At 65.9% G+C, this 14,517-nt stretch carries 15 protein-coding genes; 8 read left to right on the top strand and 7 right to left on the bottom strand.

Annotation, left to right across the window (positions count from 1 at the left end):
- The first annotated feature begins 29 nt into the window (after positions 1-29).
- From ctaE to H7J73_RS03280, 5 genes are read left to right on the top strand one after another with little or no spacing between them, the layout of a single operon-like run.
- Complete coding sequence (ctaE, locus tag H7J73_RS03300; protein ID WP_264065807.1) at positions 30-641, top strand: aa3-type cytochrome oxidase subunit III; 612 nt, start codon at positions 30-32, stop codon at positions 639-641.
- A 13-nt stretch (positions 642-654) separates the two neighbouring features.
- A complete protein-coding gene (gene qcrC, locus H7J73_RS03295; protein ID WP_264065806.1) occupies positions 655-1,536 on the top strand; it encodes a cytochrome bc1 complex diheme cytochrome c subunit in 882 nt (293 codons plus the stop codon).
- Positions 1,533-2,714 (top strand): cytochrome bc1 complex Rieske iron-sulfur subunit, encoded by a 1,182-nt coding sequence (qcrA, locus tag H7J73_RS03290; protein WP_264065805.1) that lies wholly within the window; start codon positions 1,533-1,535, stop codon positions 2,712-2,714. The genes qcrC and qcrA overlap by 4 nt, the downstream gene beginning before the upstream one ends.
- The gene (gene qcrB / locus H7J73_RS03285; RefSeq protein WP_264065804.1) at positions 2,711-4,393 is read left to right on the top strand and encodes a cytochrome bc1 complex cytochrome b subunit; all 1,683 of its coding nucleotides are present in this window, start codon (positions 2,711-2,713) and stop codon (positions 4,391-4,393) included. Before qcrA ends, qcrB begins: the two co-directional genes overlap by 4 nt.
- Entirely contained in the window at positions 4,356-5,057 is a 702-nt protein-coding gene (locus H7J73_RS03280; protein WP_264065803.1) for a pyridoxine/pyridoxamine 5'-phosphate oxidase, read from the top strand. The genes qcrB and H7J73_RS03280 overlap by 38 nt, the downstream gene beginning before the upstream one ends.
- A gap of 4 nt (positions 5,058-5,061) precedes the next feature.
- Here H7J73_RS03280 and H7J73_RS03275 read toward each other — a convergent pair whose 3' ends face one another.
- The 4 genes from H7J73_RS03275 to ctaC all read right to left on the bottom strand — a co-directional run bounded on the left by H7J73_RS03275 (position 5,062) and on the right by ctaC (position 8,146).
- A complete protein-coding gene (locus H7J73_RS03275; protein ID WP_264065802.1) occupies positions 5,062-5,691 on the bottom strand; it encodes a DUF2561 family protein in 630 nt (209 codons plus the stop codon).
- Positions 5,691-6,521, bottom strand: a complete 831-nt coding sequence (locus tag H7J73_RS03270; RefSeq protein WP_264065801.1) for an MmpS family transport accessory protein — start codon at positions 6,519-6,521, stop codon at positions 5,691-5,693. The genes H7J73_RS03275 and H7J73_RS03270 overlap by 1 nt, the downstream gene beginning before the upstream one ends.
- A gap of 188 nt (positions 6,522-6,709) precedes the next feature.
- Entirely contained in the window at positions 6,710-7,129 is a 420-nt protein-coding gene (locus tag H7J73_RS03265; protein ID WP_264065800.1) for a cytochrome c oxidase subunit 4, read from the bottom strand.
- A gap of 12 nt (positions 7,130-7,141) precedes the next feature.
- Positions 7,142-8,146 carry an aa3-type cytochrome oxidase subunit II gene (ctaC, locus tag H7J73_RS03260; protein WP_264066002.1) on the bottom strand — a complete coding sequence of 335 codons (1,005 nt, stop codon included), beginning with the start codon at positions 8,144-8,146 and terminating at the stop codon, positions 7,142-7,144.
- A gap of 226 nt (positions 8,147-8,372) precedes the next feature.
- On the opposite strand from ctaC, the gene asnB reads away from it, so the two are divergent.
- Complete coding sequence (gene asnB, locus H7J73_RS03255; protein ID WP_264065799.1) at positions 8,373-10,304, top strand: asparagine synthase (glutamine-hydrolyzing); 1,932 nt, start codon at positions 8,373-8,375, stop codon at positions 10,302-10,304.
- A gap of 72 nt (positions 10,305-10,376) precedes the next feature.
- On the opposite strand, the gene H7J73_RS03250 is transcribed toward asnB, so the two are convergent.
- Positions 10,377-11,351, bottom strand: coding sequence for a carbohydrate kinase family protein (locus H7J73_RS03250; RefSeq protein ID WP_264065798.1), 975 nt, complete (start codon positions 11,349-11,351; stop codon positions 10,377-10,379).
- A 156-nt stretch (positions 11,352-11,507) separates the two neighbouring features.
- Between H7J73_RS03250 and H7J73_RS03245 the strand changes: the two genes are divergently transcribed.
- Positions 11,508-12,176: an Rv0361 family membrane protein gene (locus H7J73_RS03245; RefSeq protein WP_264065797.1), complete on the top strand. Its 669-nt coding sequence runs from the start codon at positions 11,508-11,510 to the stop codon at positions 12,174-12,176.
- 46 nt (positions 12,177-12,222) lie between these two features.
- Here the strand turns inward: H7J73_RS03245 and H7J73_RS03240 are convergent, their stop codons facing one another.
- Positions 12,223-12,585, bottom strand: coding sequence for a HesB/IscA family protein (locus tag H7J73_RS03240; RefSeq protein WP_264065796.1), 363 nt, complete (start codon positions 12,583-12,585; stop codon positions 12,223-12,225).
- 79 nt (positions 12,586-12,664) lie between these two features.
- Positions 12,665-13,765 (bottom strand): glycerate kinase family protein, encoded by a 1,101-nt coding sequence (locus tag H7J73_RS03235; protein WP_435405411.1) that lies wholly within the window; start codon positions 13,763-13,765, stop codon positions 12,665-12,667.
- A gap of 71 nt (positions 13,766-13,836) precedes the next feature.
- On the opposite strand from H7J73_RS03235, the gene H7J73_RS03230 reads away from it, so the two are divergent.
- Positions 13,837-14,514, top strand: coding sequence for a DUF3043 domain-containing protein (locus H7J73_RS03230; protein WP_264065795.1), 678 nt, complete (start codon positions 13,837-13,839; stop codon positions 14,512-14,514).
- Positions 14,515-14,517: the final 3 nt, after the last annotated feature.

Here is a 14,517-nt window from a genome sequence, read left to right as displayed (position 1 = left end):
CGACAACTACAAAGCGTCATACTTCATGTGTGACGAGCGCTGTAGGAACCTCGGGAACGGCAATCACGTCGCGGGTGCATTCGCTGAACCGGCCGAACATGGTCAGTGTCGGCACCATCGTGTGGCTTTCCAGTGAGTTGATGTTCTTTGCTGGACTGTTCGCGATGTATTTCACCGCGCGCGCGCAAGCCGGTGGCATCTGGCCGCCGCCACCGACTGAGCTGAATCTGGCTCTCGCGGTTCCGGTGACGATGGTGCTGATCGCTTCTTCGTTCACCTGCCAGATGGGGGTGTTCGCGGCCGAGCGCGGCGACGTCTACGGCCTGCGCCGGTGGTATCTGGTCACCCTCGTGATGGGCGCCTTCTTCGTCGCCGGCCAGGGCTACGAGTACTACCACCTGGTCGAGCACGGCACGACCATCCCGGGCAGCGCCTACGGCACCGTCTTCTACCTGGCCACCGGATTCCACGGCCTGCACGTGATCGGCGGACTGGTCGCCTTCGTTTACCTGCTGGCCCGCACGAAGATGGCCAAGTTCACCCCGGCCCAGGCCACCGCTGCGATTGTCGTGTCGTATTACTGGCACTTCGTCGACATCGTGTGGATCGCACTCTTCGCCACCATTTACTTCGTTCGATGACGATCAGCGTCCGATGACGAGCAGCGCCCGTGCCACACAGAAGAACAGGAGTGCTGGGTTGAAAATCTCGCGGTTGACCCGATCGGCCAATGGTGACCGGTCCCGCCGGCGACTGCGCCGGCGCATCACCGGCGGGTTTCTCCTGCTGATAGCGCTGGCTATGGCTGGTGGACTGGCCGCGGTCTTGACCCCCCGACCGCAGGTCGCCGTAGCGGACGAATCCGCTTCGGCGCTGCTGCGTAACGGCAAGCAGCTCTATGAGACCGCATGCATCACCTGCCATGGCGCGAACTTGCAGGGCGTTCCCGACCGCGGGCCCAGCCTGGTCGGCGTCGGCGAGGCAGCCGTCTACTTCCAGGTCTCCACCGGTCGCATGCCGGCGATGAGCCTCAACGCGCAGGCGCCGTCGAAGACGCCGAACTTCGACGAGGCCCAGATCGACGCCCTCGGCGCCTACATCCAGGCCAACGGCGGCGGCCCATCGGTGGTCCGCGACGAAAACGGCCAGATCGCCCAGGAATCGCTGCTCGGCAACAACGTTGCCCGCGGCGCCGACCTGTTCCGGCTGAACTGCGCCTCCTGCCACAACTTCACAGGTAAGGGCGGCGCCCTGTCCTCCGGTAAGTACGCACCGGACCTGGGCGATGCCAACCCGCAGCAGATCTTCACGGCGATGCTGACCGGCCCGCAGAACATGCCGAAGTTCTCCGACCGGCAGCTGACGCCCGACGAGAAGAAGGACATCGTCGCCTATGTTCGCGGCGCGGCGGAATCCCGCTCCCCCGGCGGCTACGGCCTCGGCGGCTTCGGGCCCACCAGCGAGGGCATGGCGGCCTGGATTATCGGAATGGTGGCAGTGATCGGTATCGCCATGTGGATCGGGGCACGAGCATGAGTGAGAGCAAGACCGGTACCGACGAAGGTGACCTGAACCCTACCGACGAGCAGCTCGCGGCCATGTCCCGCGAGGAGTTGCTGACACTCGGCGGCAAGCTCGATGGCGTCGACATCGTCTTCAAGGACCCCCGCTGGCCCGTCGAGGGCACCAAGGCCGAGAAGCGCGCCGAGCGTTCGGTGTCGTTCTGGCTGCTGCTCGGTGGCCTCAGCGGTCTCGCACTGCTGGTGGTCTTCTTGTTCTGGCCCTGGGAGTACAAGCCCGACGGCAGCGCAGGCAACTTCATCTACAGCCTGGCCACTCCCCTGTACGGCCTGACGTTCGGGTTGTCGATCCTCGCGATCGGTATCGGCGCGGTGCTGATCCAGAAGAAGTTCATCCCCGAAGAGATCACCATCCAGGACCGCCACGACGGCGCCTCCTCGGAGCTGCAGCGCAAGACGGTCGCGGCCAACCTGACCGATGCGTTGGAAGGCTCGACGCTGCGGCGCCGCAAGATGATCGGCCTTTCACTCGGGATCGGACTCGGCGCGTTCGGTGCAGGCACCCTGGTGGCCTTCATCGGCGGCCTGATCAAGAACCCGTGGAAGCCGGTGGTCCCGACCGCCGAAGGTATGAAGGCAGTGCTGTGGACGTCAGGCTGGACTCCCCGGTTCGCCGGCGAGACCATCTACCTGGCCCGCGCCACCGGTGACAGCCACAGTCCCTTCGTCAAGATGCGCCCGGAGGACATCGACGCCGGCGGCATGGAGACCGTGCTGCCGTGGCGCGAATCCGACGGCGACGGCACCACCGTCGAGTCGCACGAAAAGCTCAGCGCGATCCTGATGGGCGTCCGCAACCCCGTCATGCTGATCAGGATCCGTCCGCAGGATATGGGCCGCGTGGTCAAGCGCCAAGGCCAGGAGAGCTTCAACTTCGGTGACCTGTTCGCCTTCACCAAGGTTTGCTCGCATCTGGGTTGCCCGTCATCGCTGTACGAGCAGCAGACCTACCGAATCCTGTGCCCGTGCCATCAGTCACAGTTCGACGCACTGCATTTCGCCAAGCCGATATTCGGCCCCGCTGCGCGCGCGTTGGCGCAGCTACCCATCACGATCGACCAGGATGGGTACATGGTCGCCAACGGCGACTTCATCGAGCCCGTAGGACCGGCTTTCTGGGAGCGCACATCATGAGTCCGAATATCGGTGAGATTCTGGCCAAGCAGGGCGATGCGATCGATTCTCGCTATCACCCGTCGGCGGCGGTGCGGCGCGGGATCCTGAACAAGGTCTTCCCCACGCACTGGTCGTTCCTGCTGGGCGAGATTGCGCTCTACAGCTTCGTCGTGCTGCTGATCACCGGTGTGTGGCTGACGCTGTTCTTCGACCCCTCGATGGCCGAAGTCACCTACAACGGTGTCTACGAACCGCTTCGCGGCATCGAGATGTCCAAGGCCTACGAGTCGGCTCTCAACATCAGCTTCGAGGTCCGCGGCGGTCTGTTCGTCCGCCAGATCCACCACTGGGCGGCGCTGCTGTTCGCCGCCTCGATCATGGTGCACCTGGCCCGCATCTTCTTCACCGGTGCGTTCCGCAGGCCGCGTGAGGCCAACTGGCTGATCGGCTCGCTGCTACTGATCCTGGCGATGTTCGAAGGCTTCTTCGGTTACTCGCTGCCCGACGACCTGCTCTCCGGTACCGGCCTGCGCGCCGCCCTGTCGGGCATCACCATGGGCCTTCCGGTGATCGGAACCTGGATGCACTGGGCTCTGTTCGGCGGCGATTTCCCGGGCACGATCATCATCCCCCGGCTCTATGCCCTGCACATCCTGCTGATCCCCGGCATCATCCTGGCGCTGATCGGCGCTCACCTCGCCCTGGTCTGGTTCCAGAAGCACACCCAGTTCCCCGGCCCCGGCCGCACCGAGAAGAACGTCGTCGGCGTGCGCGTCATGCCGGTGTTCGCGCTGAAATCGGGTGCCTTCTTCGCCATGACGGTCGGCGTGCTCGGCCTGATGGGCGGCCTGTTGCAGATCAACCCGATCTGGGACCTGGGCCCCTATAAGCCCTCGCAGATCTCCGCGGGTTCACAGCCCGACTTCTACATGATGTGGACCGACGGCCTGATCCGTATCTGGCCGGCCTGGGAGTTCTATCCCTTCGGCCACACCATCCCGCAGCCGGTCTGGATCGCGGTGCTGATGGGCGTGATCCTCGGTCTGCTGGTGGTCTATCCGTTCCTGGAGAAGAAGTTCACCGGTGACAACAGCCACCACAACCTGCTGCAGCGCCCGCGTGATGCACCGGTCCGCACGGCCGTCGGCTCCATGGCGATCTCGTTCTACATCCTGCTGACCTTCGCCTGCATGAACGACATCATCGCGCTGAAGTTCCACATCTCCCTCAATGCGACGACGTGGATCGCCCGTATCGCGATGGTGGTCCTGCCACCGTTGGTCTACTTCATCGCCTACCGGTGGGCCGTCGGGCTGCAGCGCAGCGACCGTGCAGTCCTTGAGCACGGTATCGAGACGGGCATCCTCAAGCGCCTGCCGCACGGCGCGTACGTCGAGCTGCACCAGCCGATCGGCCCGGTCGACGACCACGGCCACCCGATCCCGCTGGAATACCAGGGTGCCGCGGTGCCGAAGAAGATGAACAAACTCGGTTCCGGCGGTTCCACCGGTTCTGGCAGCTTCCTGTTCGCCGATCCGGTCTCCGAGGACCAGGCGCTGCGCGAGGCTGCGCACGCCTCCGAGCACCGCGCGCTCACCGCTCTGAAGGAATACCAGGACTCCGAAATAGTGGGTGCGCCCAGCAACGGATCCAATGGCAATGGAGCCAACGGAAGCGGGCACAACGGCCACCACTAGGTCAGTCGACGCCGGCCTGCGGGAGACGCTGCGCCGGCTGTCGGTGCTCGCCGGCTCCGCTCCCCCATTCGATCCTGGGCGAGCACCGGCCGAGCCGCTCGCGCTGTTCACCGAATGGTTGTGTCACGCAATTGAATCCGGTGTCGCTGAACCGCATGCCATGACGCTGTCCACCGTCGATGAGACCGGTCGCCCGTGGGCGCGGGTGCTCATCTGCAAAGACGTCACGACCGACGGTGGCTGGCACTTCGCGGTCAGCTCGATCAGCCGCAGGGGCCGACAGCTGTCCACGAACCCCGTTGCGGCCCTGACGTTCTACTGGCCGCAGCTGGGCAGGCAGATCCGCGTCTCGGGGCCCGTCGTACGGGATCCCGACGATATCGCTGCCGCCGATTTCCTGGCCCGCCCGGCGGGATCACGAGAGATGGCGTTGACCCGCCGTCAGAGCGAGCCCTACTCCGACCAGGCGGAACTCGATGCAGCCCTGGCAACGGCGCGAGCCGAACTAGCCACGGCCCCCGATCTGGTGCCCGCCGAATGGACGTCGTATGCCGTCGTCGCGGACACCGTCGAATTCTGGCAGTCCGACACCACGCGCCGCCATGTCCGTGTCCAGTACCAACGCGCCGATGGCGGCTGGACTCGGACGCTGCTGTGGCCCTGAGCGGCTAGGAGTTGGCCAGCGCTGCGTGCAGCTGGCGCAGGTAGAGCACCGGAATGGCAGTCATGCCCACGGTGATCACGCCCGCCACCCCGTAGGCGCTCCAGGACGCGGTATCCGATTGGACCGCCATCAGGTAGGTGGCCGTCGCCACGGCGATCATCGCCGCCCCCGTCGCGGTCAGCACCCCTACCCCGCACCGGAGCCACATGCGATCCAGCATGCCCACCGAGATGACGTTGGAGGGGGCGCGGGCCGGCGTCGGGCCCGGGTAGTCGGGCGGGTCACGATCGACGGCCAGGCGGGCCTGTGGCCGGGCCGGCGGCACCGGCGGCCGCTCGTCGATCACGATTCGCCGGGCGCGAAGCAGCAGCGGAATCGCCGCCAGGATGACCAGCGCCGACACCCCGATCACCACGTACAGCAGCCACGGGGTGTCGGAATGCTCGGCTTTCGGCGCCGTCGCCGGATGACCACTGCCGAGATCGACCAGCGCGACGGTGGCCGCGACACCGACACCGAGAACCGCGAGCCACATCACTGCGCACGCGATCACCAGGATCCTGTCGACCGTTTCCGGCGAGCGGGCGAACCTGCTCTGCGGACCGGCGTCCGCGTGTCCCCTACCTGGACTCATCAGCAGCTGGTCTGGGCGGCGTTGCCGGTATTGGACGACAGGACGGTGCCGTCGCTGGCGGTGATGGAGCAGTTGAGTTTGCTCACCAGGAACAGGCTGGACGCCTGGACCGAGCCCACATCGGACTGCGAGATCGGGGTCACCGTCAGCGACCACGGGATGTAGACGTTGCGCTGCGTGCGCTGACGGCCCGCTGCGTCGATGAAAGTCACCGAGATGATGTCACCCGGGGCCTTCGTTCCCGTCACCGAATAGGTGACCTGACGCGGACCGGCCGGCGTGGTCGACGTCGGCGGTGGGGGCGGGGGTGGTGTCGTCGTGGTCACAGGTGGGGGGGCCTCCTCGGTCGGCGGCGGAGGTGGCGGCGGCGGCGGTTCGGATGTGACGGTCACCGTCTCCGGCGGTGGCGGCGGCGGCGGTTCTTCGGTGGTCGGCGGCGGGGGTGGTGGCGGCGGTGTGGTCGTGGTGATTTCGTCCTGCACCGGGGGGGCTGTGGTGGTGGTCGTCATCGGCGTCGCAAGCTTGTTGGTATCCGTGCTGGTCACCAAGAGTGCGACCGAGACGACGAGAGAGATCGCGGCGATGATTGCGGTGACACCGACCACCCACGGCCAGCGCGGCGGTCGAACGTCCTCGCCCTGCTCGCTCGACTCGTAGCTGTCGTAGTCGTAGAGGTTCGGGTCGGCGGGCACATAAGGGCCGCTGGTGAACTGCTCGGATTCCGGAGCTGAATACGCCTGCGACGGAAAATCCGAACCACCGGCGTCCCGCGTGGGTTCTTCGCCGGACTCCGATCCCGGGGGCTGTCCATTAGGGGGAGGCCCGCTCATCTCTGCCTGTCCTTCTCGATGACGTCATCACGGCACGCCGATGAGTACCCCGTGGAGTGCCCGCCATGCCTGTCGTGCCTCGGCAACACTACCCAACCGCGGGGGCGCAGCCGATATGACGCGACCATCGCAAAATTAAGTGACGCCACGATTGTGACCTTCTCAGGCCGCCCGTGGCGAGTGCAGTGTCAGTGCTTCTCGGGCGCCAGGTAGTACTCGAAGACCAGACCTGCGACTGTGCTCAGCACGAAGACCACGCCACCGACGATCAACCACGGCAGCCACAGCGCGAGGCCGACCGCGGTCACCGAGGCGGATAGCGCGATCAGGATCGGCCACCAGCTGTGCGGGCTGAAGAAGCCCAACTCCCCCGCGCCATCGCTGATCTCGGCGTCTTCGTAGTCCTCGGGCCTGGTGTCGAGACGCCGAGCGACGAACCGGAAGAAAGTTCCGATGATCAGAGAAAGACCGGAGGTCAGCACGAGTGCGGTCACACCGGCCCACTCGACGCCACCGTATTGGAAGATCGCGGTCAGCGCGCCGTAGCCGACGGCAGCCAGCACGAAGAACGCGGTGAGGATCTCGAACAGCCTGGCTTCGATATGCATATCGCCCCTGTCCTAGTTGCTCGCCTGCGGCGCCATCTGGCCGCGACGCGTATCGAACGGATGCGTGGTGACCGCCAGCGGTGGTTGGTTGATTGCCTGTAGTGCCTCGGCGTTGGTCTTACCGGCGATCCGCTGCTCCAGGTAAGCCTTGAAGTCGTTGGGTTCGACGACCCGGACTTCGAAGTTCATCATCGAGTGGTAGGTGCCGCACATCTCGGTGCAGCGGCCGACGAACGCTCCGGTCTTCAGGATTTCGCTGACCTGGAAGACGTTGTCGGAGTGGTTCGCCTTCGGCTCCGGCATCACGTCGCGCTTGAACAGGAACTCCGGCACCCAGAATCCGTGGACGACGTCGGCCGAGGCGATCTCGAACTGGATGCGCTTACCGGCAGGCAACACCAGGACCGGGATCTCGTTGCTGGACCCGAGCGTCTCGACCTTGTCGAAGTTCAGGTAGGTGCGGTCCTCGGGGTTCTGGCCGTGCAGCGCGCCGACGAGTTCCTCACCGTGCTCGTCCGTGCCTTCGGGCTTGGACGACATCGCCTCTTTGCGGGCCGGGTCGGCGCCGTCGTAGTCGAATGTGCCGTCTTTGAAGTCGATCTTCTGGTAACCGAACTTCCAGTTCCACTGGAATGCGGTGACGTCGATGGTCACCTCAGGGTTCGGGTCCTTGTGCAGCATCTTCTCCTGCACCACCACGGTGAAGTAGAAGAGCACCGAGATGATCAGGAAGGGCACGACCGTGAGCACCAGCTCCAGCGGCATGTTGTAGCCGAACTGACGCGGCAGCTCGGTGTCGGTGGCCTTCTTCCGGTGGAACGCGGCTGTCCAGAACATCAGGCCCCAGACAATGACGCCGATCACCAGCGAGGCGGCCAACGAGGCCACCCACAGCTCGCGGTTGGCGTGCGCTTCCGGGGTAATGCCCTCCGGCCAGCCCAGTCCGATCGCCTCGGACCAGGTGCAGCCGCTCAGCGTGAGCGCGGCAGCTGCCAGCGTCACCGCCAGCGCCACCATCCGGAACCGACGAGAACGGCTTCGAGAAAAGCCAAGCCCGCGGGTCTTCACGTCGGCGCCTCCTGTGTCAAGGTCGTGCTCACCAGCATCTCTACGGCATCTCGCGCACAACGAGTCTCACCGCAGGCGCGTGATGGCGAATCGAATACTACGCAGCGTAGACCACGCCCACCCACCAAGCTCGACACACCTGCCCTATGTGTTTTTTGAGGCATACTTGGCTGCGATGTGCGGACTGCTTGCCCTGGTGTGTGCCCCCGCCCGGTCCGTCACAGACGAGATCGTCGGCGCGGTGGCGGATTCGTCGCATCTGATGCGCCACCGCGGCCCCGACGAGCCGGGGACCTGGTCGAACGACGATGTGGTGCTGGGTTTCAACCGGCTGTCCATCATCGACATCGCGCACTCCCATCAACCGCTGCGGTGGGGTCCACCGGAGTCACCGGAGCGGTACGCGCTGGTGTTCAACGGCGAGATCTACAACTACTTGGAGTTGAGGGCTGCACTGCGGTCCGACTTCGGTGCGGAGTTCGCCACGGAAGGCGACGGTGAGGCCATCGTCGCCGCCTATCACTACTGGGGCACCGAGGCACTGACCCGGCTGCGCGGCATGTTCGCGTTCGCGCTGTGGGATACCGAGGCCGGCGAGTTGTTCTGCGCCCGCGACCCGTTCGGGATCAAACCGCTGTTCATGGCGACGGGCCCGGCGGGCACCGTGGTCGGCAGCGAGAAGAAATGCCTACTCGACCTGGCCGATGCGGTCGGCTTCGACACCGGAATCGACGGGCGCGCCGTGCAGCACTACACCGTGCTGCAGTACGTCCCCGAACCCGAGACGCTGCAGCGCGGTGTGCGCCGGCTGGAATCGGGCAGTTACGCCCGGATCCGGCCGGGGGCCGCACCCGAGGTCACTCGCTATTTCGTGCCGCGGTTCTCCCCCGTGCCGTTCGTGTCGGGTCGTGAGAAGACGCGCTACGACGAGATCACCGCCGTCCTGGAGGATTCGGTCGCCAAGCACATGCGCGCCGATGTGACCGTCGGCGCGTTTCTGTCCGGCGGTATCGATTCGACGGCGATCGCCGCCCTGGCCATCCGGCACAACCCTAAGCTGATCACGTTCACCACCGGTTTCGAACGCGAAGGCTTCTCCGAGGTCGACGTCGCCGTGGCCTCCGCCGAGGCGATCGGCGCGCGACATGTCACGAAGGTGGTCAGTCAGGCCGAGTTCGTCGCGGCGCTGCCCGAAATCGTCTGGTATCTCGACGAGCCCGTCGCCGACCCCGCCTTGGTCCCGTTGTTCTTCATCGCGCGCGAAGCCCGTAAGCACGTAAAGGTGGTGCTGTCGGGCGAAGGCGCCGACGAGCTGTTCGGCGGTTACACGATCTACCGGGAACCGTTGTCACTCAAGGCATTCGACTATCTACCCCGGCCGCTGCGGCGCTCGGTGGGTAAGGCGTCCAAACCCCTGCCTGACGGGATGCGCGGTAAAAGTCTGCTGCACCGCGGCTCGCTGACTCTCGAAGAGCGCTACTACGGCAACGCACGCAGCTTCTCCGACGCTCAACTGCGGGCCGTGCTGCCCGGCTTCCGGCCGGACTGGACGCACACCGATGTGACGGCGCCGCTGTACGCGCAGTCGCAGGGCTGGGACCCGGTCGCTCGGATGCAGCACATCGACCTGTTCACCTGGTTGCGCGGCGACATCCTGGTCAAGGCCGACAAGATGACGATGGCCAATTCGCTGGAGCTCAGGGTGCCGTTCTTGGACCCGGAGGTGTTCGCGGTCGCCTCGCGGCTTCCGTTGGAGCAGAAGATCACCAGGACCACCACCAAGTACGCCCTGCGGCGGGCGCTGGAACCGATCGTGCCCGCCCACGTGCTGCATCGCGCCAAACTCGGCTTCCCGGTGCCGATCCGGCACTGGCTGCGCTCGGGTGAACTGTTGGACTGGGCCTATCAGATGGTCGACTCGTCGCAGGCCGGTGAGTTTGTCGACATCGCCGCCGTCCGGCGGATGTTGGACGAGCACCGAATGGGAGTGAGCGATCACAGTCGTCGGCTGTGGACCGTGTTGATCTTCATGCTGTGGTTCGCCATCTTCATCGACGGTTCGGTGACGCCGTCGATCAGTGAGCCGGTTTACCCGGTCCAGCTCTGAGGGGAGCGAGCAGTCGTAAAGGACCCCCGACACGCCGGGGCTGTCGGGGTCTTTACGTCTGTTCGGCCAGCATTACGCCAGCGCTGCGGCAATCTCCTTGGCAGCCTCGGCGCCGTAAGCCCCTTCGAGCCGGGTGACACCGGTGGCGATGTCCCACGACCAGTTCTGGGTGCCCGTCGATTCCAGCACCAGCACCGCGACCAGGGAACCGAGTTGCGCGCAGCGCTCCAGGCTCAGGCCGGCGCTGCGCCCGGTGAGGAAACCGGCCCGGAACGCATCGCCGACACCGGTCGGATCCGTCTGACTGGTCTCGGGCACGACTCCGACGTGCACGATGGTCCCGTCGGGATCGACGATGTCGACGCCCTTGGCGCCAAGTGTGGTCACTCGCAGCCCGATCTGGGTCATCACGTCGGCCTCGGTCCACCCGGACTTCGACAGCAGCAGATCCCATTCGTAATCATTGGTGAACAGGATTGCGGCCCCGTCGATCAGAGTGCGGATCTCGTCACCGGAAAGGCGGGCCAGCTGCTGACTGGGGTCCGCCGCGAAAGCCAGCCCGAGCGAGCGGCATTCTTGCGTGTGCCGCACCATGGCTGCGGGATCGTTGGCGCCGACGATCACCAATTCCGGTGTCCCGCTGGCCGATACGATCTCGGCGAGATCGATGTCGCGGGCCTCGGACATTGCGCCGGGGTAGAACGAGGCGATCTGAGCCATATCCTCGTCGGTGGTACAGACGAACCGGGCCGTGTGAGCCTTCTCGGAGACGAGCACCCCGCTGCAGTCGACCCCGGCGGCCTCCAACCAGGCCCGGTATTCCCCGAAGTCGACTCCGGCGGCAGCGACCAGGGTCGCGTCGCCGCCGAGCGCACCGATGGCGTACGCGATGTTCCCCGCGACGCCGCCGCGATGTACCACCAGGTCGTCGACCAGGAAGCTCAGCGACACCTTCTGCAGGTGTTCCGCGAGCAGCTGCTCAGAAAACCGGCCCGGGAAACGCATCAGATGATCGGACGCGATCGAGCCGGTCACGGCAATGGTCACGGAATGCTCCACCCTTCATTCATAAGCCTAGCTAGATAAGCCTACCCGGACCGACGATCAGGGTGAGCGTGGTGGCTCTGCGCTAACCTGCCTACAAAGCCAGATGGACCGGCCTCGTGCTCGTGTCCGCGATGACAGTCAACCCCGGGGAGAACCATGGCCGGCCCTTATCCGCCGCACCAGGGTTCCGGCGCAGTCGGACCTTATTCGGATTCCCACCCTAATGCCCACCAGAGTCAGCCATTCGCCGGGCAGCCCACCTACCCCGAAGCGTATGTCAATCCGTACCCGTCAGCGCAGTTCCCCGGCCAGCTGCCCCCGCCGGTGCCGTATCCGAAACGGCGCCGGTGGCCGGTGGTGGTGGGAACGGTAGTGGGGCTGGCGGTGATCGCTGCTCTGGTGACGACGATCGCGTTCGCGGTCCGCGGCGGATCCGGAACCAGTAACACCGTGCTGACGGCATCCTCGGCGAAGCAGGCGATTCAGCACTACCTCGACGCCCTGTCGAAAGACGATGTCGAGGTGATTGCCCGCAACGGCCTCTGCGGCCTCTACGACGGCGTGAAAGACCGACGTTCGGACAATGCACTGGCGACGTTGTCCAGCGACGCGTTCCAGAAGCAGTTTTCATCGGCCGAGGTGACCTCGGTGGACACCATCGTCTTCGCCTCGCCGACGGCGGCGCAGGTGCTCTTCACCATGAATGTCGTACCGGCCAGCGGCGGACGTGGCAATGCCGAGCGCCAGGGCGTGGCTCAACTACTCGCCTACAACAACGAGATCCTGGTCTGCTCGTATGTCTTACGCACAGCGGGGATGTTCTAGCGGGTCAAAATCGACCCGCCAGAACTCCGGCTGGATCAGCTGAGGGTCAGTTGAACGAATCGCCGCAGGCGCATGAGCCGGTGGCGTTCGGGTTGTCGATAGTGAAGCCCTGCTTCTCGATGGTGTCGACGAAGTCGATCTGGGCACCCTGGATGTATGGCGCGCTCATCCGGTCGACGGTCAACGTAACACCGTCGAAGTCGACGGTCAGGTCTCCGTCGAGGGTGCGGTCGTCGAAGAAGAGGTTGTAGCGCAGGCCGGCGCAACCGCCCGGCTGCACGGCGATGCGCAGTGCCAGATCGTCGCGGCCCTCCTGCTCCAGCAGCGACTTCGCCTTGGCCGCGGCGGCCGGGGTCAGGACGGCGCCGTGGGTCTCAGTGCTGGTCACAGACTCTTGCTGAACGGACATTGCGTCTCCCTCGTGGCTTGTTGGCGGGTGAACCTCGGCTTTGCAGCACACGGCTTGACACCCACGGGTACTACCGACATCAACGGTACCTTGTTTCCCCGCTATTCCCGAGTTCCACAGCGGTCTTGCACGCCAGCCCAGCCAGCTGATTCGCCGCGTCGTCGATGGCCAGTTGCACCGAACCGGCAAAGTCGGTGATCGAGAACGCCACCAGGATGCCCGCGGCGCGCAGGGTCTCGTCGTCGAGGGTCACCTGTCCGGCCAGCACCAGCACCGGTGTGTGGTGCTCCCTTGCGCCGTTGGCCAGCGCGCTGACCACCTTGCCGTGCAGCGATTGATCGTCGAAACGCCCCTCACCGGTGATGATCAGATCCGCCGCGGCGACATCGTCGGCGAGGTGGGTGTACTCGGCGATGATCGCGGCGCCGGACTCCCGGCGCCCGCCCAGCGCCAGCAACGCCGCCCCGATCCCGCCGGCGGCGCCCGCGCCCGGCTCGGTACTGATCGCGCGGCCGGCCACCGCGTCCAGTTCCGCGGCCCATTGGGTCATCCGCTGCTCCAGCTTCAACACCGTCGCCGGATCGGCGCCCTTCTGCGGACCGAACACGTGCGCGGCACCCCGAACCCCGAGCAGCGGATGCTCGACGTCGGATGCGGCGATCAGATCGACACCGGCCAGCGCGGCTCTGGCCGCCGCCACACCACCCAGCGCCGCGACCATGCCCCGGCCACCGTCGGTGCTGCCGCTACCCCCGAGACCGACCGCGATGCGCGTCGCGCCCGCAGCCAGCGCCGCCGCGATCAGTTGCCCGACACCTTCGCTGTGCGCAGCCTCCGCGGTCTGCACGGTCGGCGGACCGCCGAGCAGTGCCAGCCCGCAGGCCTGTGCGCATTCGATATAGGCGGTGTTGGAGACGGGATCGAAGACCCAATCCGCGTCGACGTCCGAGCTCAGCGGGCCGGCCACCCGGATGTGCCGCAGTTCGCCCAACCGGCTGGCGAGCACTCCGACAAAGCCGGGGCCTCCGTCGGACTGCGGCGCCAGCGAGAGCTCGTCATCGGGTCGGGCCTGCTGCCAGCCGACGGCGATCGCCTGCGCCGCCTCGACCGCCGTCAGGGTGTCGCCGAAACAGTCGGGGGCGATCAGCACCCGCAGGCTGGCGTTCTGGGCACCCGTCATCTGTGCAGATTAAGGCTGGTCATGCGGAGGTGCATGCCGGGCACCGGGCAATGCGAAGTAACCTTGCTGACGTGAAGCTGCTGGGCCGCAAGAAAGACGGCGACGAGAACGCGGCCGGGTCGGCCGAGCCGACCGGGGCCGAGGCGACCGACGGCACCGATGGTGTCTCGACGAAGACCGCGCCGAAGGGCCGACCCACCCCGAAGCGCAGCGAGAGTGCCCGCAAGCGTGGACCGGTTGCGCCGGCACCGATGACATCGGCTGAGGCCAGGGCGCGACGCAAAGCGGTGGCCGGGCCGAAGCTGAGCCGCGAAGAGAAGAAGATCGAGCGAAACGAGCGGCGCGCGTCGATGAACGAGCGGCGCGAAAGGATGATGGCCGGGGAAGAGGCTTACCTGCTGCCTCGCGACCAGGGCCCGCTGCGCCGCTACGTGCGCGATATCGTCGATGCCCGGCGTAACCTGCTCGGGCTGTTCATGCCGTTCGCCCTGCTGCTGATCTTCGTCATGCTCGGCGTCCCGCAGGTTCAGCTGTTCGTCTCCCCCGCCATGCTCATCCTGATGGGGCTGATGGCTGTCGACGGTATCCTGCTGGCCCGCAAGGTCGGCAACGCGGTGGACGTCAAGTTCCCGAACAACACCGAAAGCCGGTTGAAGCTCGGGCTTTACGCAGCCGGCCGGGCATCGCAGATCCGCCGGATGCGGGCGCCGAAGCCTCAGGTCAACCGCGGCGACACCGTCATCGCCTGATCC

The sequence above is a fragment of the Mycolicibacterium komossense genome, assembly GCF_025822605.1.
Classification (GTDB): domain Bacteria; phylum Actinomycetota; class Actinomycetes; order Mycobacteriales; family Mycobacteriaceae; genus Mycobacterium; species Mycobacterium komossense.
This window is presented reverse-complemented; position numbering and strand designations above follow the sequence as displayed.

Coding starts and splice junctions, on each gene's coding strand:
- H7J73_RS03245 (WP_264065797.1), top strand. CDS start 11,508: ATGGCCGGCCCTTATCCGCCGCACCAGGGTTCCGGCGCAGTCGGACCT.
- H7J73_RS03270 (WP_264065801.1), bottom strand. CDS start 6,521: ATGAGCGGGCCTCCCCCTAATGGACAGCCCCCGGGATCGGAGTCCGGC.
- asnB (WP_264065799.1), top strand. CDS start 8,373: ATGTGCGGACTGCTTGCCCTGGTGTGTGCCCCCGCCCGGTCCGTCACA.
- qcrA (WP_264065805.1), top strand. CDS start 1,533: ATGAGTGAGAGCAAGACCGGTACCGACGAAGGTGACCTGAACCCTACC.
- H7J73_RS03280 (WP_264065803.1), top strand. CDS start 4,356: ATGGAGCCAACGGAAGCGGGCACAACGGCCACCACTAGGTCAGTCGAC.
- H7J73_RS03235 (WP_435405411.1), bottom strand. CDS start 13,765: ATGACGGGTGCCCAGAACGCCAGCCTGCGGGTGCTGATCGCCCCCGAC.
- H7J73_RS03240 (WP_264065796.1), bottom strand. CDS start 12,585: ATGTCCGTTCAGCAAGAGTCTGTGACCAGCACTGAGACCCACGGCGCC.
- H7J73_RS03265 (WP_264065800.1), bottom strand. CDS start 7,129: ATGCATATCGAAGCCAGGCTGTTCGAGATCCTCACCGCGTTCTTCGTG.
- qcrC (WP_264065806.1), top strand. CDS start 655: ATGACGAGCAGCGCCCGTGCCACACAGAAGAACAGGAGTGCTGGGTTG.
- ctaC (WP_264066002.1), bottom strand. CDS start 8,146: ATGGTGGCGCTGGCGGTGACGCTGGCAGCTGCCGCGCTCACGCTGAGC.
- H7J73_RS03275 (WP_264065802.1), bottom strand. CDS start 5,691: ATGAGTCCAGGTAGGGGACACGCGGACGCCGGTCCGCAGAGCAGGTTC.
- qcrB (WP_264065804.1), top strand. CDS start 2,711: ATGAGTCCGAATATCGGTGAGATTCTGGCCAAGCAGGGCGATGCGATC.